Source organism: Pseudorhizobium banfieldiae, from assembly GCF_000967425.1.
Lineage (GTDB): Bacteria > Pseudomonadota > Alphaproteobacteria > Rhizobiales > Rhizobiaceae > Neorhizobium > Neorhizobium banfieldiae.
In genome coordinates, this window is the sequence record NZ_FO082820.1 from 2,147,419 (window position 1) to 2,171,652 (window position 24,234).

Here is a 24,234-nt window from a genome sequence, read left to right on the forward strand (position 1 = left end):
ACAGACAACACCATCTTGCGCCTACAAACGCGATGACAGCCCTGCCCGCTCCCGCTATACCTTCGCGGCTACATTTTTGGCTTCCGGAGGATTTCATGAGCGATCAGGCGGCGATGCCGAGGACGTGGGCGAAGCGCGACTACCATCGGCAGTGGCTCCTGCGTCAGGCCGATGCGCTCATGGATTTCTTCCAGTATCGTGCCATCGATCCGAAGGGCGGCTTCCATGACCTGACAGCGGAGGGCCTTCCCCTTGATCCGCAGAAGGCGACACGCGGCATCCACACGTCGGCCCGCATGGTCCACTGCTACTCGATCGCCTATCTGCTCGGTCGGCCAGGTGCCGGAGACATCATCGATCATGGCGTCCGCTACCTGTGGCAGCAGCACCGCGACCAGCGCAACGGCGGCTACTTCTGGTCGTTGAATGACGATGGGCCTGTCGACGACACCAAGCAGGGCTACGGACACGCATTCGTTCTGCTGGCGGCCTCTTCCGCAAAGGCTGCCGGTCATCCCCTGGCTGACCAGATGCTCGCCGACGTAACGGAAATCCTCGACACACGCTTCTGGGAAAGCCGACATGGGGCGATTGCCGAGGAGTTCGGAGTGGACTGGTCGCTCATCGATGGCGGAGACTATCGGGGTCAGAATTCCAACATGCACCTCACGGAGGCGCTGATGGCCGCCTTCGAAGTCACCGACGAGAGACATTATCTGGAGAAGGCCGAGAGCATTGCCGATCTGGTCATCCGCTGCGCCGCTGGAAGCGTTGGCTTTCGCGTGGCGGAGCATTTCGATGCAGAATGGCAGATCGACCGGAACTACTATCACCGGAACGAAATGTTCCGTCCCGCTGGCACGACCCCCGGTCACTGGATGGAATGGTCGCGGCTTCTGCTGCAGCTTTGGTCATTGGGCGGCAAGCAGCATGGCTGGATGCCCGAGGCCGCCAAGTCACTCTTCGTGCAGGCGATGTCACTGGGGTGGGACAAGGAGCGTGGCGGGCTCTTCTACACCCTTGACTGGGAAGACCGGCCGGCCAAGACCAGCAAGCTCTGGTGGCCCATGTGCGAAGCGACGGGTGCAGCGCATTTCCTGAACGAGCACCTGCCGGCCGATGATTTCTACGAAGATACCTATCGGCTGGTCTGGAGCATGATCGCCAACCGCTTCATCGACCACGCAAACGGGGGTTGGCACGAGGAACTCACGGAGGAGCTTGAACCGTCCCATGCCCTGTTCCCGGGCAAAGGTGATATCTACCACGCACTGCAGGCCTGCCTCATCCCGCTCTTTCCCGCGACCGGCAGCCTGGTCCGCGCAATCCAGGAGACCGGAGGCCGGCTGTAGCGCCAAGGCGGTATCGACTGGCAGCCCTTGCGTCGGAACCTACGCGCGGATCGTCAGTTGTCGGATGACGATTGCATGACGGGTACCGCCCACGATGACTGACGTTCTGGCCGCCGAATTCTCCTATACTTCTCCCGTGGACATCCGGATCCTGTTCCTGCGAATTTTCGGCGCCCTTTTTCTCTGCGGTCTTATTGGCTTGGAACGCGAAATCCGAAAGAATACGGCCGGCATTCGCACCAACATGCTCATTGGCCTTGCCGCCACCATCTACGCGCTGGTGACGCTGCACATGCTGCAGACCATGGGGACGGGCGACACCGACACCCGGATGGATCCGATACGCCTTGTGGAAGCCGTGACGTCAGGCGTGGCATTTCTCGCCGCCGGCGTTGTTGTCTATACCCGCGGATCCGTCCGCGGCTTGACGACCGGCGCAAGCATGTGGCTTTCCGCCGGCGTGGGACTCACCGTCGGGCTTGGCATGTGGGTCGTAGCCATCATCGCCACCATGACCGGCCTCGTTGTCCTCTGGCTGCTGCGCAAGACCGAGATCGCGGTCGGCATCAAGGAAGAAGACGCAGGTTAGCCCGTGCCGACGCCATTGACCGGATCTGGCTTGCGAGCGTCTCATAGTCATAGGGCTTGGTGATGAGCGCGGTGTTTTCGAGACCGTCCATTTCCGACATCTTGCGGTCCCCCGTTGCGAATATGACCGGCAGTGCCGGCAAGCGCTGCCTGACCTCTCGCACCAGTTCAACGCCGCTCATGTCGGGCAGGTGAACATCGGCGACCAGCACGTCGATCGACTGGCCGGTCGCCGCGGCGATGGCTTCGCCTGCGGTACCGGCCTCGATGACGTTCATGCCCACATCCTGCAGGAAATCCGCGGTCGATATGCGGATCAGCGCCTCGTCCTCGCACAGAAGAACGTTGATCGGAGCATCCTTTGCGGCGGGATTGGGTTCCGGCACTTGCTTGCGCAAAGCACCTTCTTCCCGACCCTGCTCGATAGCCTGCCTCAGCTTCCTGGCGAGAGCCTCGCGCGTATAGGGCTTACTCAAAAGATTGACCCCGGGGTCGAGCCTCCCACCATGAACAATGGAATTCTCGGTATATCCGGAAGTAAAGAGCACACCGAGCATCGGCAGGCGCTCTTTCGCCTTGCGAGCGAGATCGCGGCTCTTGAGGCGGCCGGGCATCACTACATCCGTGAACAGCAGATCGATCGCCACTCCACTCTCGACGATTGCCAGTGCGCTGTCCGCGTCCTTGGCTCGAAGCACCTTGTAGCCGAGTTCGGTCAGCAGCCCGACCGCGACCTCGCGTACCGCCTCATCATCCTCCACGACAAGCACTGTTTCCGTTCCGCCGGTGACCGGACCGACGAGGCTGTCGGCAACGACATCCTCTGCTTCCAGCGATCGAGGAAGATAGATCCGCACCGTGGTTCCGTTGCCTGGCTCGCTGTAGATCTTGATGTGCCCGCCGGATTGCTTGACGAAGCCATAGACCATGGAGAGACCGAGCCCGGTGCCCTTGCCATCGGGCTTCGTCGTGAAGAAGGGATCGAAGACCTTTTCCAGGATATCCGGCGTCATGCCGCACCCGGTGTCGCTGACGGCAAGCATCACATATTGCCCCGGCTTCACGTCATAGGCGTTGCGCGCATATTCGTCATCGAGAAACGCATTGCCCAATTCGATCGTCAGCTTGCCCTCTCCATCCATCGCATCCCGTGCATTGATTGCGAGGTTGAGAAGGGCGTTCTCGACATTGCTTGGATCCACCAGCGTGTTCCACAGGCCGCCACCGACAATGGTGTCTATCTCGATCGCCTCCCCGAGGCTTCGCCGAAGCAGCTGATCCGTCTCGCGGATCAGGCGCGAGAGATTGATGACCTTCGGCTCAAGCGGTTGCCGGCGTCCGAAGGAGAGCAACTGAGACGCGAGCCGCGCGCCACGGGCGGCACCCGCCAGGGCACCTGAGACCCGTCTTTCTGCAACCTCGTTCCCGGCAAGGTCGCGGCCGAGGAGCTGGAGATTGCCGGTGATGACCTGCAGCAGATTGTTGAAGTCATGGGCGATGCCCCCGGCGAGGTTGCCGATCGCCTCCATCTTCTGGCTTTGACGCAGCGCCTCCTGCGTGCGTTCGAGCTCCTGGGTGCGCGCCTCGATAGTCTGACCAAGCGATTCCGCCAGATACTCGAGGTGGGACTCAGTCTGCTTCTGTTCCTCGATGTCGGTGTTGGTAGCCACCCAGAGGATGATGTCGCCGTCGCTGTTGGTCAACGGGGCGGCTCGGCTGATGAACCACCTGTAGACGCCGTCATTGCGGCGCAGTCGCAACTCCACCTCAAGGAGCTTGCCGGTGCGCAGACACTGCTGCCATTCATGCGAGACTCGCTCGGCATCGTCGGGATGGACCATGGCGGAGCGGTTATGGGCATCGAAATGCAGCTTCTGCATCCCGCTGTAGCGGTATACCTGGTCGTTGCACCACTCCACCTCGCCGTTCGGTCTCGCCGTCCAGACCTGGTTGGGGAGCGATTGTGCAAGCGTTCGGAAACGGTTCTCGTTTTCCTTGGCCGTTTCCTGGGCCAGTCTCAGGGCGGTGACGTCGTGTCCCTGAACGAATATGCCAGACACTTTACCGTCAGCATCTCGGATCGGCTGGTAGACAAAATCGAGATAGCGCTCCTGCGGCCCAAGCGCCCCCCGATCCAAGACGACGCGTGCCGCATTGGCGGCATAGGGTTCCCCCGTCGTATAGACCTGGTCGAGCAGTTCGTAGAAGCCCTGCCCGCTAATGTCCGGAAGCGCATCCCGCACGGCCTTGCCGATCAGGTCCTCCCGACCGACCAGTTCTCGATAGGAGCGATTGGCGATCGTAAAGATGTGCTCCGGTTCACGCAGCACTGCCATGAATCCGGGCGCCTGCTCGAACAGCTTGCGGAGGTACTCCCGCTCCTCCCCCAGAATACGGTTCTGCCCCTGAACCGCATCCACCCGGCGCAGCAGGTCGGTCTGCATCTTCCAGTCTTCGGCAGCACCCGCTCCCTGCCGAAGTGTATGCAGTTCCGTCACGTCGACCGTGTGCTGGAGAATGAAGCTTACCCTGCCCTCGGCGTCCTTGATCGGCGTGTGAGTGGCACTCCAATACCGGTTCTGCATCAGCCCGTCGGGCCCAGCAATGGGATAGGGAATCATTGGAAGATGGTCGACATCCCCGGTTGCCAACACCCTGGCGAAGGAATCCCGCAGCATCTTTCCGTGCCCGGAATTCGGGTCGCTGGGAAACACCTCGAACATGAGGTGACCGATTACCTCCTCCTCGGACCGCGCGGTTGCCGCCAAATACGCGTTATTCGCACCGACCATACGCAGATCCCGGTCCAGGAGGACGTAGGGATTGGGAGAGAGATTGAACAACTCGTTCAGATCGAAATTCGATAGGCCAGTCCGCCGAAACATACCCATTCCCATGCCAGATTACGTACTGGTTATATAGCTTCCGCCGGGGATGACAATTGCGCTGCCGACCATGGCTAAGCTGCCGATTCATCCGAGCCGGAAAATCTTAATATCGTCTGCTCGCGATCTTGAAGAAAATCGGGCTTTATCCGATATTTTCAGGCGGTTTGGGTCCGCAGGTAATAGGTTCGGGTTGGGCAGCCCCCAGCTTAAACTGTCTCAAGAGCGTCCTCCTGTGAACGAAGGGACGCCCCGGCCACCACCTAATGGAACCACTGCACAGCCATCCAGCAGGAAGACAATCGGGTTACCTGCTGACATAGAAGCTTGATGATCCGAGGAGGAGAGATGCGTGACCTTTGCTTTCTTGCCCCTGTACCGATTGTCGTCGGCGTCGGCTACCCCGCCCAGATCGAGAGTGTGCTCGGCGCCACAGCGTTCCTGAACGATCGCCCGTCCTGGCAAAGGGACCGTCTGTATTCACTTGCCCTGAAGGCCTGCCGTGCCGCTCTGGCCGGTGAGATCGAGGCTGAAACTGCGCGAACGGCCTTCACGGCCTTCGCGCGCAGACATGGGCTGCTCGCCTACGAAGACGATCACCTGCCCGCGATCCTGACCGACGCACCGGCAGACGCGAGACAGCCCGTCTGATTCCTGGGGCCGCTGGAGCGGTCCCTCCGTTCAATGCAGCTTGAACTCGCCGTCGATCTGTCTCCACTCCTGAGGTCCGATGAGCCGCTTATGAGTGTAGCGGATCGAATGAAGCGGCCCTTCCAGATTGCTCTCCCAGAAATCGAGGAACTTACGCATCTCGGGGAACTCGGGCGCCAGGTCGTAGTCCTGCCAGACGTACGTCTGCAGCACTGAACCAAAATCCGGCAGGCGATAGAGGATGTGGGCGGTGGTGAGGCCGTAACCGTTCAGCTGGTATTCCAGATCAGACGAAAATCGCATTCTTCATCTCCGTTACAACTGCATGACAGGCTGCCGCAAATGCGCCCTCCGATCAACAGAAACCGTAACTGCCAGACCGAATAGGCGTTCCTTTACATAGCGTTAGCAGCCGCGACCACCGAGTGCTGATTTTTTTGTTGAAGCCTCTTGAATCCCGGAAAATGCCCAACCAAATCGAGTGCCGCCGATTGCTACAGCAGAGGATCGGCACTTGTCCGGATTGGTCATCCGGTCCGGCAGGGGGAAATTGATCATCATTGTTTGTCCAGGAGGAAAAGATGACGTTCCGACCGCTTCATGATCGCATTCTGGTGCGCCGCGTCGACTCAGAGGAGAAGACCAAGGGCGGCATCATCATTCCCGATACCGCGAAGGAAAAGCCCCAGGAAGGGGAAGTGATCGCCGTCGGCCCAGGCGCCCGCAACGAGCAGGGCCAGATCCAGGCGCTCGACGTTAAGGTCGGCGACCGCATCCTGTTCGGAAAATGGTCCGGCACCGAGATCAAGATTGACGGCGAAGACCTTCTGATCATGAAGGAAAGCGACGTGATGGGCGTGATCGAGGCCCGAGTGGCCGAGAAGAAGGCCGCCTGAGTGCGCCGCAGTTTCAGTCATAACCAGCTGCCTATAGAGGAGTGAACCATGGCTGCTAAAGACGTCAGATTCAACATCGATGCCCGTGAACGCATGCTGCGGGGGGTCGATGTTCTTGCCAATGCCGTGAAGGTGACGCTTGGTCCGAAAGGTCGTAATGTCGTGATCGACAAGTCCTTCGGCGCACCGCGCATTACCAAGGACGGCGTCTCCGTCGCGAAGGAAATCGAACTGGAAGACAAGTTCGAGAACATGGGCGCCCAGATGCTACGCGAGGTCGCGTCCAAGACCAATGACCTGGCCGGCGACGGCACCACGACCGCAACCGTTCTCGCCCAGGCCATCGTCAAGGAAGGCGCCAAGGCCGTTGCCTCGGGTATGAACCCAATGGACCTGAAGCGCGGCATCGATCTCGCCGTGGATGCGGTGGTTTCCGAACTGAAGAACAATGCCCGCAAGATCTCCAACAATTCCGAGATCGCCCAGGTCGGTACGATCTCCGCGAACGGAGATACCGAGATCGGCCGCTATCTGGCTGAAGCCATGCAGAAGGTCGGCAATGAGGGTGTCATCACCGTCGAGGAAGCCAAGACCGCGGAGACGGAACTTGAAGTCGTCGAAGGCATGCAGTTCGACCGCGGTTATCTTTCTCCTTACTTCGTCACCAATCAGGACAAGATGCGCGTCGAGCTTGAGGATCCCTATGTCCTGATCCACGAGAAGAAGCTCTCCAACCTGCAGGCCATGCTGCCGGTCCTCGAAGCCGTGGTTCAGTCGGGCAAGCCGCTCCTCATCATCGCCGAGGACGTCGAAGGCGAAGCCCTTGCAACAATCGTCGTCAACAAGCTGCGCGGTGGCCTCAAGGTTGCCGCCGTCAAGGCACCCGGCTTCGGCGACCGTCGCAAGGCGATGCTTGAGGACATTGCTATCCTGACGGGCGGCACAGTCATATCCGAAGATCTCGGCATCAAGTTGGAGAATGTCACACTCAACATGCTCGGCCGCGCGAAGAAGGTGTCGATCGAGAAGGAGAACACGACCATCATCGACGGCGCCGGCTCCAAGGCGGAAATCGAGGGTCGTTCAAATCAGATCCGGGCGCAGATCGAGGAGACCACTTCGGACTACGACCGCGAGAAGCTACAGGAACGCCTTGCAAAGCTCGCTGGCGGCGTTGCCGTGATCCGCGTCGGCGGCTCGACGGAAGTTGAAGTGAAGGAGAAGAAGGATCGCGTGGACGACGCGCTGCATGCTACGCGCGCAGCCGTCGAGGAAGGCATCCTTCCGGGTGGCGGGGTAGCCCTCCTACGTGCAGTCAAGGCTCTCGATGACGTGAAGACAGCCAACCCCGACCAGAAGGTCGGCATTGAAATCGTCCGCCGCGCCATCGAGGCTCCGGTACGCCAAATTGCCGAGAATGCCGGTGCCGAAGGTTCCATTATCGTTGGCAAGCTGCGCGAGAAGACCGAGTTCTCCTTCGGCTGGAACGCCCAGACCAACGAGTACGGTGATCTTTACGCCATGGGCGTGATCGATCCGGCCAAAGTCGTCCGGACCGCGCTCCAGGACGCAGCCTCGGTAGCTGGCCTTCTGGTGACGACGGAGGCGATGATCGCCGAAAAACCGAAGAAGGAAGCCGCTCCCGCAATGCCTGCCGGAGGCATGGACTTCTAGTCCGCCTACAGGACAGCCCAGCCTCGCACGGGCCGGGCTGCTCTCCATCTAGATCTTGCAGGGTTCTCTCAAAGCGGCAGGGCGACCGCGTCCGCCGAAGGAGCCGTTCCATTGTCCGTGCCGGCACCAGCAGCGACGTCTGGCTCTCCGATACCGCTGAGATCCTCCGCCTCTTCGACGACAGCTCCCTCCCCTGTGCCGTCAGCGGCCACGTCGTCGGCCTCTGCCGTCTCACCGGCCTCGTCTTCCTCCGTGACCGCTTCATCCTCTTCAGGAGGGTTGGCTACGATGGCCGCCTGAAGCTCAAGAGCTTGACGCACCTCGTCGATCTTACCGACCGTCGTGCCAACGCCCAACACCTCCTTGGACCATGACAGGGCTTCCGGGCTCAGGGTGCCGCTTTTCGTAGCCGCAGCAAGTGCTGCCTCCAGTGCTGCGTCGCCCAACTCTGGATCATCGATGGCCGGGGGCGCACCGTTGGCGATCTCATACTGCGCATAGGCGATCGCGAAGGCCGAAATTGCGCTGATGCGCGGATCGGCTGAGTTCATCAGCGCCTTGTAGTTGCGGTTCAAGGAGTTCAGGCCAGCGAGCTGAGCGGCCGGCTTTTTTGTCGGAACCCCCACGGTGGTGGGCTTGCTGCGGGTTTTTTCCGCCCGCGTTACGGCAGCTTGGCTGGCCTTTGTAGTCTTAGTAGCCTTGGCTGATCTTGAACTGGTTTCCTTTCCCGACTTGGCTGTTTTACCGGCCTTTGTCGACGGCCCGGATTTAGCGGATTTGCCGCTGCCCTTTGATGAGCCGCCTGCTTTTCCGCCGCGCGTTTCTTTGCCTCTCCCGCCGTCAAAGATGCCGCCGAAGATACTGGCCCAACCGCCGCCATTGTTGGCGCTGGAACTGTTGCCTCCGCCCTTGCCGCCTCCGTCGCGACCGCCATTGCCGCCGCCGCCATTTCCTCCTCCGCCGCCGTTGCCGCCGCCGTTGCCACCGCCGCCGTTGCCACCGCCGCCACCGCCACCGTTGCCACCGCCGCCACCGCCGCCGTTGCCGCCGCCGCCACCGTTACCGCCGCCTCCTCCGCCGCCGTTACCACCGCCACCGCCTCCACCGTCGCCTCCCTTGGCCAGAGCAGAGGATGAGAAGTCGGCTACGCCAAAGGCAAGCGGCGATGCCGCGATCGCGAGCGAAAGGCCAAGGAGTGTGAAAAGTTTCGGTAAACGCATGCAAATCCCCCAAGTATGGAGGTTGCAGGCTAGACTCTCGGTGCCGCTTGTCGAGTGAAGGCTCGGATCAGGGTGAAGAACCTATTTAAGGACCTGCTATAATTCCACACGGATGGCAGCATCAAAAAGATGGTGGGATCGCGGCGGCGTCGTGTTAGAGTTCTCGGGCAGTGCAACTGCTGCAACTCCTGGACGTTCACTGGACGTCTTGGCCATTTGGCCGGAAGACCTGACATCATGGGAGGATGATATGCAGAATGTTCCTTGGCAAAGACCTGTCGCAACCAGCGTCACCGCCGTCTCCAACGCCTTTGAGGCGCTCGATCTCCTGGACCACCACTGGCCCAACATCAAAGGCCCCCGCTTCGTCAAGGCGCGGTATGCGTGCCTTGCCGCCCTGGATGGTCGGGAATCAGCGGAAGTGGCGCGCGAAACCTTCAAGGATGCCGTTGCCGAGGCGCAGCTGAACTAGGACATATTCGAAGGGAACAAGCCCGCGGCCTTGTCGTTAAGCTCTCGAAGCAAACGCCAAGGCCCCTGCGATGAATTCTGTTCCCACATTCAATGCTCCGGTCTCCCGCCTCACTCAGTCCCCTCGCATCTACTACGTCCATCCTCTTCTGCTGAAGGGATACGAAGCCTGGGGGGAGGTTTTCGCGCATGCGAAGGCCCTGGGTTTCGATACGGTCCTGACAGCTCCACTATTCGAGCGCGGCAGCAAGACGAGCATTTTCGTCTCCAGGAGATTCGATCGACTAGACGCCGACCTTGGGCTCGGCGAGGAAGTCGATGACGGCCTGTCCCGTCTGTCGAAAATGGCGGCAGAGCAAGGTCTCAGGCTGATGCTCGACCTCGTCATCGACCGGATTGCGCGCGAAGATCGCGGGACTGGCGATATAGCGGCCGATCCGCGGATCGGTCCCGATGCGAGTTGCAGCCAGTCCGTTGACCTTTCCCCGAGCGAGACGACCTACAACTATCTCGAGGAATGGCGGAAACGGATCGGCACGCTCTTAGAGTGCGGAATCTCCGGTTTCCGCTGCCTCGGCATCGAGAGGGTTCCGGAGGAAGCATGGTCGTCACTGATCAAGGCGGCGCGGAACCATCGACAAGAGGTTTCATTTTTCGCTTGGACCCCTGGCACCGGTTTTGAGCGGAGACGCGCCCTTAGGGACATAGGGATGGATGGCTGCTTCTCCTCCTTCGCCTGGTGGAACTTGCAGGACGGCTGGCTCTCGGAAGAACATGAGGTCCAGCGTGGACTGGGGGTTCAGATCGCCTTTCCGGAGGCTCCCTACGGCAAGCGGCTCGCCCACGGGGCGGAAGGCTGCGAGGTCCTGCAGCGAAAGGCGTTGCGATCGTTGAAGCTTGCTGGCCACTTCGGCGGCGGCCTCATGCTTCCGATGGGTTTCGAATACGGCGTTTCCACACCACTGGACCAGATGTTCGGTGATGGCTTGGGGCTCGCAGGCCTGAGGGATCAGTCAACCTATGACATCGGCGGTGAGATCCGCTCTGTCAACGACATGCTCCGGCAGGATCAGGGGCAGTTCCAGCGACGTCCATTCACCCTGATCTCCGCAGCGAACACACAGGTCGTCGCCGTCGTGCAGTCGAACCGGGAAGATCTGCGGACCTCCGACAGGCTGCGGGTGGTCCTCGTCAACCGCGACCTGAGGCAGACGGCAGCCCCTCCTCTCAACGCCATCCACCAGATCGCGTCGTCATTCCTCCCACTAAAAGACGCGGAAGGCTCCTCCGGCCCAAGGTTGAAGCCGGCGGAAGTGCGCGTCCTGGAAGGTCGCGTCTCCAAGCCGATCCTCTCCGCGTCTTCGCTCCCCGATCTGGCAGTGGCGGCGGCCGCACCGCGCCTCGCCATCGAGAAGATCACGCCCTCCGTGGATGAAGGGCGCTTCGTGGTGAAGCGGGTGGTCGGCGAGACGGTTCGCGTCGAGGCCGACATCTTCGGCGACGGCCATGATCCGCTAGCGGCCGTGCTCCTGTGGCGGCCGGCTGACGAAGACGAGTGGCAGGAAGTTCGCATGCAGTTGTTCGAGAACGACCGCTGGCGGGCCGAATTCACGCCACGGCGCATGGGCCGCCACGAATTCGCGATCGAAGCCTGGCGAAATCCCTTCGCCATCTTCCGCTACGAGTTCACCAAGAAGCACGACGCGCGGCTGGACCTTAAGCTGGAGATTCAGGAAGGGATCAACCTGATCAAGGACGCCGTTGCTTCGGCGGAAGCGGCATTGAAGATCCCGCTGCAGAGACTTGTAGATGATCTGGACCAGGCCTCGGAGGCGCAACGGATTGGGCTCCTGCTCGCACACGAGACGTCCGAACTCATGGCCAAGGCAGATCGCCGACCTTTCCGGCTCCGATCGCAGATCATCCCTCTCGACGCCGAACGGCTAGGAGCTTCATTCGCCAGCTGGTATCAGATCTTTCCCCGGTCGCAGAGCGGTGATCCGAACCGGCATGGGACCTTCGATGACGTCATCGATCGCCTGCCAGCTATTCGGGAGATGGGCTTCGACGTCCTCTATTTCCCACCTATTCACCCGATCGGCTCGACCAACCGCAAGGGCCGCAATAACAGCCTGAAGGCGCTGCCGGGCGATCCAGGGAGCCCGTATGCGATCGGTTCGGAGGAAGGTGGCCACGACGCAATCCACCCCGAGCTTGGAACCTTCGAGGATTTCCGCCGCCTCGTCGCCGCAGCCCACGACCATGGCCTCGAGATCGCCCTCGATCTGGCGATCCAGGCGTCCCCCGACCACCCGTGGCTGAAGGAGCATCCAGGCTGGTTCGACTGGCGGCCGGACGGGACGATCCGTTACGCCGAGAATCCGCCCAAGAAATACGAAGACATCGTCAATGTCGACTTCTACGCCAAGGACGCGGTTCCTTCGCTATGGCAGGAGCTTCGTGACGTCGTACAAATGTGGGTGGACCAGGGCGTGAAGCTTTTCCGGGTCGACAACCCGCACACCAAGCCCTTCCCGTTCTGGGAATGGCTGATCGCCGATATCCGCTCCCGCCATCCTGACGTGATCTTCCTGTCAGAAGCCTTCACCAAGCCCAAGGTCATGTACCGGCTGGCAAAGATCGGGTTTTCGCAATCCTACACCTACTTCACCTGGCGCAACGCCAAGTGGGAGCTCGAGCAGTACATGCGCGAGATCACCATCGAAGCTCCGAAGGACTTCTTCCGCCCGCACTTCTTCGTCAACACGCACGACATCAATCCCGACTTCCTCCAGAACGCGCCCCGCCCGGCTTACCTGATCCGGGCAGCTCTCGCGGCGACCCTTTCCGGGCTCTGGGGCGTCTACAACGGTTTCGAGCTTTGCGAAGGCCGACCAGATGCCAAGCGCAAGGAATACGCCGACAGCGAGAAGTACGAGATCCGGGCGTGGGACTGGGACCGGCCGGGCAACATCAAGCACGAGATCGGCCTCCTGAACCGCATCCGCAAGGAGAACCCGGCACTCCACTCGCATCTGGGCCTCACGCTTCTCACCGCCTGGAACGACAATGTCATGTTCTTCGAGAAGGCGAGCGCCGCCCGGGAAAACGTGCTGCTGATCGCGATCAGCCTCGATCCCTACAATGCCCAGGAAGCGGACGTCGAAATCCCGCTGTGGTCATGGAACCTGCCGGACCAGGGATCACTTTCCATGGAGGACCTGATCTCGGGTCAGAAGTTCACCTGGACCGGGAAAATGCAGCGGCTGCGGCTGGAGGCCGGAATGCCGTTCGCCATCTGGCGCGTGAGATAAGGGAGGTTACGAATGGATACCCTGCAGTCGCAGGCTCAGGTTATTGCTGACCCTCTGTGGTACAAGGATGCGATAATCTACCAGCTTCACATCAAGTCCTTCTTCGACGCCAATGGCGACGGGATCGGCGACTTCAAGGGTCTGCACGAGAAGCTGGACCACATTGCCTCGCTTGGTGCGACTGCGATCTGGCTTTTGCCGTTCTTCCCCTCGCCTCGCCGGGACGATGGTTACGACATCGCCGATTACGGTGACGTAAGCCCCGACTACGGCACGATGGATGACTTCAGGGCTTTCGTCGATGCGGCTCACGAGCGCGGCATCAGGGTCATCATCGAACTCGTCATCAACCACACGTCGGACCAGCATCCCTGGTTCCAGCGGGCACGGCACGCACCGCCCGGATCGCCGGAGCGCGACTTCTATGTTTGGTCGGATACCGACCAGAAATTCCCCGAAACCCGTATCATCTTCCTGGACACGGAGAAGTCCAACTGGACCTGGGACCCGGTCGCCGGCGCTTACTACTGGCATCGCTTCTATTCCCACCAGCCGGACCTCAACTTCGACAATCCAGCAGTGCTGGATGAACTCCTTGAGGTCATGCGGTTCTGGCTCGAAACCGGAATTGACGGCTTCCGCCTCGACGCCATCCCCTATCTGATCGAGCGAGAAGGCACCATCAACGAGAACCTGCCCGAGACACACGACATCCTGAAGAAGATCCGCGCGGCACTGGATGCCACCCATCCGGGCAAGATGCTGCTCGCGGAGGCCAACCAGTGGCCGGAGGATACCCGCGAGTATTTCGGCGATGGCGACGAATGCAACATGGCATTCCACTTCCCGCTGATGCCGCGCATGTACATGGCAATCGCCAAGGAGGATCGCTTCCCGATCACCGATATCATGCGGCAGACACCGGAAATCCCGGAAAACTGCCAATGGGCGATCTTCCTTCGCAATCACGACGAGCTGACGCTCGAAATGGTCACCGACGAGGAGCGGGACTATCTCTGGAATACCTATGCCGCCGACCGGCGCGCCCGCATCAACCTGGGCATCCGCCGCCGGCTCGCGCCTCTCATGGAACGCGACCGCCGCCGCATCGAGCTGATGAATGCGCTCCTCCTCTCCATGCCCGGGACGCCCGTCCTCTACTACGGCGATGAAATCGGCATGGGCGACAACATCTATCTGGGCGACCGTGACGGTGTCCGTACCCCAATGCAATGGTCCCCAGACCGCAACGGCGGCTTCTCAAAGGCCGATCCTGCCCGCCTCGTCCTGCCTCCCATCATGGATCCACTTTACGGCTACGAGGCAGTCAATGTCGAAGCGCAAGTCGCTGACGCCCACTCCCTCCTCAACTGGACCCGCCGGATGCTGGCGCTGCGCGGCAAGCACTCCGCCTTCGGTCGCGGCAGCCTGCGCTTCCTCGCACCGGGGAACAGGAAGATCCTCGCATACTTGCGCGAGCACCAGGGGGAGACGATCCTCTGCGTCGCAAACCTGTCGCGCCTGCCGCAGGCCGTGGAACTCGACCTATCCGAATTCGAAGGGCGTGTGCCGATCGAACTCACGGGCATGTCGCCCTTCCCGCCGATTGGCCAGCTGACCTACCTGATGACCATGCCGCCCTACGGCTTCTTCTGGTTCCAGCTGGTTGCCGAAGCCGATGGACCGGCTTGGCGCTACGAGCCACCGGAGCAGCTGCCGGACCTCGTGACCATGGTCATTCGCCGCGACCTTTACGAGCTTCTGGAGGAGGCACGGGTTGCGGGCACCCTGTCCCGCGAGATCTTGCCCGCCTATGTTTCAAAGCGTCGCTGGTTCGGCTCGAAGGGCGAGCGGCTGGATGGGGTGAGCCTCGTGTCGGCAACGCCGCTACCCTTCGTCGGCAACATCCTGCTCGGCGAACTGGAGGCCAATCTGGAAGGCCACACCGAAACCTACCTCCTTCCGCTTGCCGCAGCCTGGGACGAGACGCATCCTTCCGCTCTGGCGCAGCAACTTGCACTCGGCCGGATCCGCCAGGGACGACGCGTCGGGTTCCTCACCGACGGCTTTGCGATGGAAAGCATGGCCCGGGGCATCATCCGCGCCCTGTGCGAGAGGTCACGGGTATCCGGGCGGGCCGGGACACTCGAATTCGTCGGTACGGAAAACCTCGACTGCATGGGCATCACCGACGAGATGCAGGTGCATTGGCTTTCCGCCGAACAGTCCAACAGCTCCCTGATCGTCGGCGACATGGCGATGATCAAGCTGATCCGCCACATCTTCGCGGGGATTCATCCGGAAGTGGAGATGACGCGCTACCTCACCAAGGTGGGTTATGCGAACACGGCCCCCTTGCTGGGCGAAGTGGCGCGTATCGCCCCCGATGGCAGCCGCTTCACGCTCATCATCGTCCAGGGCGCCATTCGAAACCAGGGCGACGCATGGACGTGGATGCTCGGCAACCTGCGCCGCGGCATGGACGAAATCCTGCTTACTGGCGGGGAGGACGAGGTCATCCACGACCAGTTCCGGCCGCTGGTAGACTTTGCCGGCACGATCGGCCAGAGACTGGGAGAACTCCATGTCGCACTCGCCCGGGAGACGGACGATCCGGACTTCAAGCCGGTCAAGGCGACACAGGACGACGTGGCTACCTGGCGACAGTCGGTCACGTCGCAGATCGAAACCGCTCTGGACATCCTGACAAGCGAGACTGCAGACCTCGACGCCTCCGTCGCACAGCGCATCCAGCCCCTTCTCGCGCGGCGGGAGGAGCTTCTTGCGGCTGCCGCACGCCTCGCAGATGCGGCGGAGGGCGCTCTGATGACACGTCACCACGGAGACTTCCATCTTGGCCAGATCCTCGTGGCGGAAAGCGATGCCTACCTGATCGATTTTGAGGGCGAGCCTGCCCGCGACCTCGCCGACCGGCGCGCCAAGTCGAGCCCGCTTCGAGATGTGGCCGGCCTGCTCCGTTCCTTGAGCTACCTCGCGGCAACCGCCGATCTCGAGCAGGATGTCGTAGTGGATGCCGATCAGACGCGACGCCACCAGATCGTGGACTTCTTCGGCAGGGAAGCGGAACAGGCCTTCCGCGAACGCTATTTCGACGCGCTCACGGCAGCACCCGCCCTTAACATGGACCCTGCGAAGCGCAATGCGGTGCTGGACTTGTTCCTGCTCGAGAAGGCGGCCTACGAGATCACCTACGAAGCCCGGAACAGGCCCAAGTGGCTTCCCATACCGCTCGAAGGCTTCGCCCAAATTTCAACGAGGCTCCTGGAGAATTCTGAATGAACCTTGAGCGCGCTGAACTCCTCGCCAATCATGATCACGGAGCCCTTCACGCTCTCGTGGAGGGGCGCCATGGCGATCCGTTCTCGATCCTTGGCCGCCACCCGGTCGGTGACACTTATGTCGTCAGGGCACTCCTCCCGGGCGCAACGTCAGTCGACGTGGTCGATGCCGACAGCGACACTGTGATTGCAAGGATGGAGCAGGTATTCCAAGGCGGTCTCTTTGCCGCCGATATCGGCAGCCATGGTACCTACCGGTTCCAGATCCATTGGCCGGATGCGGTCCAGGAAACGGAAGACCCGTATTCGTTTGGACTGCTCCTTGGTGAGCTAGACCTCCATCTGATTGCCCAGGGGACGCATTATGATCTGGCGCGGGCGCTGGGTGCGCAGCCGATTGAAGTCGAGGATGTCTCCGGCGTTCGCTTCGCCGTTTGGGCCCCGAACGCGCAGCGCGTCTCGGTGGTCGGCGACTTCAATGCCTGGGACGGACGGCGCCATCCCATGCGGCTTCGCGCATCCGCTGGCATCTGGGAGCTATTCGTCCCGAGGCTCGGGCCGGGCGAACGCTACAAGTTCGAGATCATCGATCGCAATGGTCACACGCTGCCGCAGAAGGCCGATCCTGTAGCCCGCGCAAGCGAGGCGGCACCCTCCACGGCCTCGATCGTCGCGTCTAATGCTCCCTTCCGCTGGAGTGACGACGAATGGATGCGTCGGCATGACGTACGCGAAGGCGAAGGCGCAATGTCCGTCTATGAGGTGCATCTGGAATCGTGGCTACGCGTTCCAGAAGACGGCAATCGCAACCTCGACTGGATCGAACTCAGCCAGCGTCTGATCCCTTACGTCGCCGACCTCGGCTTCACCCATATCGAACTCCTGCCGATCATGGAGCATCCATTTGGAGGGTCCTGGGGCTATCAGCCGCTCGGCCTGTTCGCCCCGACCGGTCGCTATGGGACCCCGGAAGACTTCGCCTATTTCGTGGACCGTTGCCATGCAGCAGGCATTGGCGTCATCGTTGACTGGGTACCGGCGCACTTTCCGACCGACGTCTGGGGTCTCGCCCGTTTCGACGGCACCGCCCTCTATGAGCACGAGGATCCTCGCGAAGGCTTCCACAAGGATTGGAACACGCTGATCTACAACCTCGGCCGCAACGAAGTGAAAGGCTTCCTCATTGCCAGCGCGTTGGAATGGCTCGAGCACTACCATGTGGATGCGCTCCGCGTCGATGCGGTCGCCTCCATGCTCTACCGCGATTACAGCCGCAATGCCGGCGAGTGGATACCGAACCAGTATGGCGGTCGGGAAAACCTGGAGTCGGTCGAATTCTTCAAGCACCTGAACAGCATCATCCATCAGCGATGCCCGCATGCTTTCACGGTAGCCGAGGAATCCACCGCGTGGCCTGGCGTCACGCGTCCGCCGGAGGAAGGCGGGCTCGGCTTCGACTTCAAATGGAACATGGGGTGGATGCATGACAGCCTACATTACATGCAGGAGGATCCGGTCTACCGGAAATATCATCATGGCATGATGACGTTCGGAATGGTCTACGCCTATTCCGAGCGCTTCATGCTGCCGCTGTCACACGACGAGGTGGTCCACGGCAAGGGCTCCCTCCTCGGCAAGATGCCCGGCGACATCTGGCAGAAACACGCGAACCTACGAGCTTATTTTGGCTTCATGTGGGCCCATCCGGGCAAGAAGCTGCTCTTCATGGGCGGCGAAATCGCGCAAGGAACCGAGTGGAACCATGACAGCTCTGTGCATTGGGACCTGCTTGACGATCCGATGCACGCCGGCGTGCAACGCCTGATCCGCGACCTCAACCATCTCTATGCTGACGAGCCTGCGCTTCAGTACGGCGACCTTCATCCAGAGGGCTTCGAATGGGCAGTTGGAGACGATGCCGAAAACTCGATCTTCGGCATCATGCGGTGGTCGGAGGATCGCTCATCCTGCATTCTTGCCCTGTCGAACATGACCCCCGTGCCCCGCCACGATTACCGGCTGGGCGTACCACGTCCGGGTCGCTGGGTAGAGGTTTTGAACTCAGACGCCTCCTGCTACGGCGGTTCCAACCTCGGGAATGTCGATGCGTGGACAGACGGGGTTTCCTCGCATGGCAAGGAGCAATCGGTGCAACTGGTGCTGCCACCGCTCTCGACCATCTACCTGCGCTGGAAAGGCTGACAGCCGATATCAGTCATCGCTGCGCCACAGCGTAGCGATGGCTTCGCCTCCAAGCGGATCGCTCTGCGGAACAGGCAGTGTAGCAATGATGTGGAGTCCAGCTTCGCCCGGCGCGTCCCGCCGAAGGTCGGGGTCCTGTCCGGGCGGATAGCCACCGATGACGACGAAATCGTCGCTGGCCGACAACCGGCAATGCCCGGTACCGGCCGGCAGGATCAGGCAATCGCCCGCAGCCACCTTCACTTGCCGGCTTCCCGGCCCCCCGAGCATGACGACGCCCTGGCCGCGAGCAATCCCCAGCACTTCATGCGCCATCGTGTGGTAGTGATGATAGTCGAAGATGCCGTTTCGCCAGATCCCCTGCCAGCCGTTGCGGGCAAAGGTCTTCTCGAAGGTCGTTGCCAGATCGCCCTCCGCCGCCGCAATGCCGTGGCAGACGATTACTGGCAGATGCGGATTGTTGGGAACCCAGTCGTTTTCCGAAAGAAAGAAGTGATCGATCACCATCTGCCGCCTCCATGCTGTCTCACAACGCTAAGCTAGGCGATAGCGGGGACACGGCCAGAGGCGACAGCTACTCGGCAGCGGATTTGGCCTCAACTTCGATTTCGTAGGAATAGCCATCGAGCATCTGATAAGCCTGTTCGATCGTGGCGATCTGGGCTTCGGCCTTGCCGATCGCCTCGGTTATCGATTCGCTTCGGGCCCGCATCATGCTGCCGAGGAAATCGGTTTCCGGCCGCTTGCCGATCCGGTCAAGGTGGTTGCGAATCCTCGCCCGATGCCTCTCCAGTTCGAGGATATGGAAGCGCACATTGACGATCTTGTCCGTCAGCTTGCGCCGCATCGCAGCCACCGGATCGAAACTGCCAGGTTCCCGCTCGTCCAGGATGAAATCGTTAATGAGGCCTTCCAGAACCAGCAGGCCCTCGAGGTCCTTGGTATCGGCCAAGGTCGGATCATAGCCCGTTTCGTCGAAAACCTTGCGGCGCACCGGGTCGGAGAGCAGCTCGTAGGACGTCTTCAGCTTCGCAAAGGCGTCGATGTCGCCCCCGGTGTCCGGATGGGCGTTCTTGGCGCGCTTGCGATAAGCGTTCTTGACCTGCGCGGCATCGGCATCGCGCGCGACGCCGAGGGTCTCGTATGGATCGATCAACGTGTCCCACCTGATTTTCGGCCATGCTCCAGCCGCTCAAGGTCTAGAGGTTGATACCGCTTTGCTCAAGCACGAACCTCGTTTTCCCCATCGGCGAGCGACGCACTTAACCCGGTGTTTGGGCGATATAACGGCGGGCGATCAGCCAGCAGATCAAGGCCCAGGTCGCACCGGCACACCAGCCGCCGAGCACGTCCGTCGGATAATGTACACCAAGATAGACGCGGCTCAAACCGATGATGAAGGTGAGGAAAATCGCAACGCCGATGGTATAAAAACGCGTCGTGCGCGTCGGTTCGGCCCGTGAGAGGAGCGCTCCCAACGTCAGATAGGTCGCGGCCGACACCATGGCATGACCGCTCGGAAAGCTCAGGTCATGGACCTCGACCAGATGCGGTACGATATCGGGACGCGGGCGCGCCACGCCGACCTTTAACGCGGCGCTCAGAGCCCATCCACCAGCCACCGACACGAGCGTGAAAAGCGCGATCTTCCCTCTGCGAGCGAGTAGCAAGTAACCGACTACCATCGCCGTCATCAGCGACAGCACGGTCACGCCGCCAAGCGCGGTGATGTCATCCATGGCATGCGGCAGCCAGTTCGGCCCGATCGGATTGACCGGGTCTGCAGCCGAGCGAAGCAGCAGGAGGAATTGCTCATCGAAAGCGTGCGTATCCCCTTCGATGACCTCTCCAGTGAGCTGTAGGAAGAGAAATAGACCGCCGGCTGCGACGGCAATAAGGATAAGGCTCATCGGCTCGAACGTTAAGATCCGGTCGATGATCTTGCGGCCAACCCTCTGATCAAACACCATCCCTCACTCCTGAAGATTTCTGCCATCGCTCACGTTCGTAGCGCATGCCGTGCCTCACTTAGCGAGGGTTCCCGGATAATGCGATACCTGGCCTCGATCACACCATAGGCACCAAAGGCAAATAGCCCGAGCGCCGCCAACCCGTAGAGAACGCCACCAAAGGGCAGGCTCCGCACCCAGGCCAACGCATCCGCCGTGCTTCCCCCCTGCTGCGGGTCAGCAGCCCAGGCCGCATACAGGAAGAAGCCGCCGATGATGGCGAAGATCACTCCGCGTGCGGCCAAGCCATAAATGCACAGAAGGTCGAGAAGCCGCTTATGTCCGCCGCTGATGCGGACGAACTTTTCGTATCGCCGCGTCACACCCTTGTACACCTGCACCGCGCCGGCCCCGATCACCACGAGGCCGAGAGCTGCAACCAGATATGGCCCGAATGGTTGCTGCATCAGCCAGGCAGTCCAACTTTCCCGGCTGTTGCCGGAACCACTGCCGAACGAAATCTTCAATGCCTGTCCGATGGCATAGGAAGCCAGACCCGTATATGTGACGGCACTCACGAACATAGCTGCTCGGATGACGTAGGCCTTCATGTTGTTGTCGTGCTGGTCGGCATTCAGGATTGCCTGCGCCAGCCGCCATACAATGAAGCCAACCAAGCCGATACCGATCAGTCCTAGCCAGACCGCGCCAAGCGGCTGCTCGAGGACCATCTGCATCGCTGATTTCGAATCCGCTTCCCCGCCGCCAACGGTCGAAAGCAACGCCATGCCCCCGACCAGGATGTAGACGATGCCGCGGGCGGCGTAGCCCGAACGCGCCAGCCATTCGGAACTCAGTCGATCCATTCGCACTCTCCCGTAAAGACAGGCGAACGCGCAGCCCGGCGGCCGGTTCCGGCATGCGCCAGACAGAAAAGGTCAAGGCGCGCCGGGCGCGCCTTCAAGGATGGCGCAGGGTCAGCGCCGCTGGTTATAGACGTCGACGCAGACTGCGCCGAGCAACACGAGCCCCTTGATCACCTGCTGGTAGTCGATCCCGATCCCGAGGATCGACATGCCGTTGTTCATCACCCCCATAATGAAGGCTCCGATAACCGCACCGGTCACCTTGCCCACGCCGCCATAGGCCGAAGCCCCGCCGATGAAGCAGGCCGCGATGACGTCGAGCTCGAAACCGAGGCCGGCCTTGGGCGTCGCCGTATTCAGGCGGGCAGCGAAGACAAGGCCCGCAAGAGCAGCCAGGACACCCATGTTGACGAAGGTGAAGAAGGTCAGCCGCGCGGTCTTGATACCCGAAAGCGCGGCGGCCTTTTCATTGCCGCCGACCGCGTAGATCTGCCGCCCGAGGATCGTACGATTGGTAAAGAAGGCATAGGTCGCGATCAGCAGCGCCATGATGATCAGAACGTTCGGCATGCCCCGGTGCGAAGCGATCAGGTAGGCGATATAGCCGACAATCGCGAAGATGACGATGTTCTTGGCGACGAAGAAACCGAAGGGCTCCGTTTCCACATCATGCGAAACACGACGCGCCCGGCTCTGGAAATTCTGCCAGACAAGCAGCGCAGCCAGGGCCAGGCCAAGGATAAGCGAGGTGACATAGAGGCCGTTTGCCGAGGTGATGAGTTCCGGGATGTAGCCCGACGACAGCTTCTGGAACGTCGGATCGAACGGTCCGATCGATCGACCGCTCAGTACGGCGATCATGAGGCCACGGAAGACCAGCATCCCAGCCAGGGTCACGATGAAGGACGGGATCTTGAAATAGGCAACCCAGAATCCTTGAACCGCCCCGATTAAACCGCCAAGCACTAGGCAGAGGATGGCGGCGACAACGAAATGGACGTCGTACTGCACCATCAACATGGCTGCGACTGCGCCAATGAAACCGGCGACGGATCCGACGGAGAGGTCAATGTGTCCGGTCACGATCACCATCAGCATGCCAAGCGCCATGATGACGATGTAGCTGTTCTGCAGGATGATATTGGTCAGGTTGAGGGGCTTGAGGACAACGCCATCGGTCGCGAAGTAGAAGAAGATCACGATCGCCAGCAGCGAGATCATCATCCCGTATTCGCGCAGGTTCTCCTTCCAGAAGCCGGTGCCCCGCTGAGGCGAGGCCATGGTGTTGGGCGGGTTACTCATTCTTCCCTCTCTTTGCGGCGCATGATGGCACGCATGATGTTCTCTTGTGTGGCCTCCTCTCCGGCCACTTCACCAACGAGATCTCCCTCGTGCATCACCATGATCCTGTCGCAGATGCCGATCAGTTCCGGCATTTCAGACGATATCACGATGACAGCCTTACCGGCGTCCGCCAGTTCGTTGATGATCGAATAGATCTCGTATTTGGCGCCGACATCGATGCCGCGGGTGGGCTCATCGAGGATCAGCAGATCCGGGTTGGTAAAGAGCCACTTCGATAGCACCACCTTCTGCTGGTTGCCCCCGGAGAGCTTGCCCGTCTCCTGGTAGACGTTGTGGCTGCGGATGCGCATGCGGTTGCGGAACTCCTGGGCCACCTTCATTTCGCGGATGTCGTCGATGACGCCGCGCGACGAGACGCCGCCGAGATGCGCCAGGGAGACGTTCTTGCGGATGTCTTCCGGCAGGATCAGTCCGAGCTGCTTGCGGTCCTCCGTGACATAGGCCAAACCGGCCCTGATCGCCCTGTGGACGTCGGACACGTCGATCTCCTTGCCGCGCAGGCGTACCGTTCCGGAGATATCGCGTCCCCAGGAGCGCCCGAAGAGGCTCATGGCGAATTCGGTGCGGCCGGCTCCCATCAAGCCCGCAATGCCGACGACTTCACCGGCTCTGACGTGCATGGAGACGTTCTTGACGACGTGGCGCTCCGAATGCTGCGGATGGTAGACCGACCAGTCCTTCACCTCGAAAATCACGTCGCCGATCTTCGGTTCGCGTTTCGGATAGCGGCTCTCCATGTCGCGATCTACCATCCTGCGGATGATCTCGTCCTCCTCCACCACGCCTTCGTGGCAGTCGAGGGTACCGACCGTGCGGCCGTCACGAAGAACCGTGATACGGTCCGCGACGGCGGAAATCTCGTTCAGCTTGTGGGAGATCAGGATCGAGGTGATCCCTTGCGCCCGGAATTCTTTCAGGAGTTCCAGCAGCGCCGCGCTGTCCCTCTCGTTGAGGCTGGCGGTCGGTTCATCGAGGATCAGCAGGCGCACGTCCTTCGACAGCGCCTTTGCGATTTCCACCAGCTGCTGCTTGCCGACCCCCAGATTGGTGATCAGTGCGTCCGGCGCTTCGCTGAGGCCGACTTTCGCAAGCAGCGCCTTTGTGCGCTCGTGGACGGCCGGCCTGTCGATGATGCCGAAGCGCGACGGCGGGTTCGACAGGAAAATGTTCTCCGCAATCGACATCAGCGGAATGAGCGCCAGTTCCTGATGGATGATGATGATGCCGAGTGCTTCGGAATCGTTGATGTCGCGGAATTGGCGCTCCTGACCGTCGAACAGGATCGAACCTTCGTAGCTGCCATGCGGATAGACGCCGGAGAGGACCTTCATCAGGGTCGATTTTCCCGCACCGTTCTCCCCGACCAACGCGTGAATCTCTCCTTCGCGCACGGTGAAGCTCACGTCGGAAAGCGCCTTGACGGCGCCAAATGATTTCGAGATGCCGCGCATCTCGAGAATGGGCGGTCGATCCGCCGAAACCACGGGTGCAAGCATCCGGAA

The 24,234-nt window shown here is 61.0% G+C and carries 19 protein-coding genes; 9 read left to right on the top strand and 10 right to left on the bottom strand.

Translation table 11 applies throughout. The annotated features are described in order from the left end of the window. The first annotated feature begins 95 nt into the window (after positions 1 to 95). Together NT26_RS10545 and NT26_RS10550 are read left to right on the top strand one after the other, a co-directional pair. Positions 96 to 1,352 carry an AGE family epimerase/isomerase gene (locus NT26_RS10545; protein WP_052638785.1) on the top strand — a complete coding sequence of 419 codons (1,257 nt, stop codon included), beginning with the start codon at positions 96 to 98 and terminating at the stop codon, positions 1,350 to 1,352. Between the two features lie 94 nt (positions 1,353 to 1,446). After that, a complete protein-coding gene (locus tag NT26_RS10550) occupies positions 1,447 to 1,941 on the top strand; it encodes an MgtC/SapB family protein (protein WP_052638786.1) in 495 nt (164 codons plus the stop codon). Here NT26_RS10550 and NT26_RS10555 read toward each other — a convergent pair. Further along, positions 1,919 to 4,825 carry a hybrid sensor histidine kinase/response regulator gene (locus NT26_RS10555; RefSeq protein ID WP_052642050.1) on the bottom strand — a complete coding sequence of 969 codons (2,907 nt, stop codon included), beginning with the start codon at positions 4,823 to 4,825 and terminating at the stop codon, positions 1,919 to 1,921. The genes NT26_RS10550 and NT26_RS10555 overlap by 23 nt on opposite strands. 348 nt (positions 4,826 to 5,173) lie before the next feature. Between NT26_RS10555 and NT26_RS10560 the strand changes: the two genes are divergently transcribed. Further along, positions 5,174 to 5,476 carry a DUF982 domain-containing protein gene (locus NT26_RS10560; RefSeq protein ID WP_052638787.1) on the top strand — a complete coding sequence of 101 codons (303 nt, stop codon included), beginning with the start codon at positions 5,174 to 5,176 and terminating at the stop codon, positions 5,474 to 5,476. A gap of 30 nt (positions 5,477 to 5,506) precedes the next feature. On the opposite strand, the gene NT26_RS10565 is transcribed toward NT26_RS10560, so the two are convergent. Continuing rightward, positions 5,507 to 5,779, bottom strand: coding sequence for an usg protein (locus tag NT26_RS10565; RefSeq protein ID WP_052638788.1), 273 nt, complete (start codon positions 5,777 to 5,779; stop codon positions 5,507 to 5,509). 102 nt (positions 5,780 to 5,881) lie between these two features. After that, complete coding sequence (locus tag NT26_RS22955) at positions 5,882 to 6,037, bottom strand: hypothetical protein (protein ID WP_162197769.1); 156 nt, start codon at positions 6,035 to 6,037, stop codon at positions 5,882 to 5,884. Positions 6,038 to 6,057: 20 nt separating this feature from the next. Here NT26_RS22955 and groES point away from each other — a divergent pair, with 20 nt between their 5' ends. Both groES and groL read left to right on the top strand, forming a co-directional pair. Further along, positions 6,058 to 6,372, top strand: coding sequence for a co-chaperone GroES (gene groES, locus NT26_RS10570; RefSeq protein WP_052642052.1), 315 nt, complete (start codon positions 6,058 to 6,060; stop codon positions 6,370 to 6,372). 48 nt (positions 6,373 to 6,420) lie between these two features. Next, positions 6,421 to 8,046: a chaperonin GroEL gene (gene groL / locus NT26_RS10575; protein WP_052638789.1), complete on the top strand. Its 1,626-nt coding sequence runs from the start codon at positions 6,421 to 6,423 to the stop codon at positions 8,044 to 8,046. Positions 8,047 to 8,114: 68 nt separating this feature from the next. On the opposite strand, the gene NT26_RS23075 is transcribed toward groL, so the two are convergent. After that, positions 8,115 to 9,266 (bottom strand): hypothetical protein, encoded by a 1,152-nt coding sequence (locus NT26_RS23075; protein WP_065814528.1) that lies wholly within the window; start codon positions 9,264 to 9,266, stop codon positions 8,115 to 8,117. Positions 9,267 to 9,516: 250 nt separating this feature from the next. On the opposite strand from NT26_RS23075, the gene NT26_RS10585 reads away from it, so the two are divergent. The 4 genes from NT26_RS10585 to glgB all read left to right on the top strand — a co-directional run bounded on the left by NT26_RS10585 (position 9,517) and on the right by glgB (position 18,552). Continuing rightward, entirely contained in the window at positions 9,517 to 9,738 is a 222-nt protein-coding gene (locus tag NT26_RS10585; RefSeq protein WP_052638790.1) for a DUF982 domain-containing protein, read from the top strand. 70 nt (positions 9,739 to 9,808) lie between these two features. After that, a complete protein-coding gene (locus NT26_RS10590; protein WP_052638791.1) occupies positions 9,809 to 13,051 on the top strand; it encodes an alpha-1,4-glucan--maltose-1-phosphate maltosyltransferase in 3,243 nt (1,080 codons plus the stop codon). Positions 13,052 to 13,063: 12 nt separating this feature from the next. Beyond that, complete coding sequence (treS, locus tag NT26_RS10595) at positions 13,064 to 16,351, top strand: maltose alpha-D-glucosyltransferase (protein ID WP_052638792.1); 3,288 nt, start codon at positions 13,064 to 13,066, stop codon at positions 16,349 to 16,351. Beyond that, positions 16,348 to 18,552 carry a 1,4-alpha-glucan branching protein GlgB gene (gene glgB, locus NT26_RS10600; RefSeq protein WP_052638793.1) on the top strand — a complete coding sequence of 735 codons (2,205 nt, stop codon included), beginning with the start codon at positions 16,348 to 16,350 and terminating at the stop codon, positions 18,550 to 18,552. The genes treS and glgB overlap by 4 nt, the downstream gene beginning before the upstream one ends. A gap of 9 nt (positions 18,553 to 18,561) precedes the next feature. On the opposite strand, the gene NT26_RS10605 is transcribed toward glgB, so the two are convergent. From NT26_RS10605 to mmsA, 6 genes are all read right to left on the bottom strand, one after another. Further along, a complete protein-coding gene (locus NT26_RS10605) occupies positions 18,562 to 19,059 on the bottom strand; it encodes a cupin domain-containing protein (protein WP_052638794.1) in 498 nt (165 codons plus the stop codon). Between the two features lie 67 nt (positions 19,060 to 19,126). Then, complete coding sequence (locus NT26_RS10610) at positions 19,127 to 19,708, bottom strand: J domain-containing protein (RefSeq protein ID WP_052638795.1); 582 nt, start codon at positions 19,706 to 19,708, stop codon at positions 19,127 to 19,129. A 106-nt stretch (positions 19,709 to 19,814) separates the two neighbouring features. Then, positions 19,815 to 20,522 (bottom strand): phosphatase PAP2 family protein, encoded by a 708-nt coding sequence (locus tag NT26_RS10615; protein WP_052638796.1) that lies wholly within the window; start codon positions 20,520 to 20,522, stop codon positions 19,815 to 19,817. A gap of 29 nt (positions 20,523 to 20,551) precedes the next feature. Then, positions 20,552 to 21,367: a DUF1206 domain-containing protein gene (locus NT26_RS10620; protein ID WP_052638797.1), complete on the bottom strand. Its 816-nt coding sequence runs from the start codon at positions 21,365 to 21,367 to the stop codon at positions 20,552 to 20,554. Between the two features lie 111 nt (positions 21,368 to 21,478). After that, positions 21,479 to 22,669, bottom strand: coding sequence for a multiple monosaccharide ABC transporter permease (gene mmsB, locus NT26_RS10625; protein WP_052638798.1), 1,191 nt, complete (start codon positions 22,667 to 22,669; stop codon positions 21,479 to 21,481). Beyond that, entirely contained in the window at positions 22,666 to 24,228 is a 1,563-nt protein-coding gene (mmsA, locus tag NT26_RS10630; protein WP_052638799.1) for a multiple monosaccharide ABC transporter ATP-binding protein, read from the bottom strand. The genes mmsB and mmsA overlap by 4 nt, the downstream gene beginning before the upstream one ends. Positions 24,229 to 24,234: the final 6 nt, after the last annotated feature.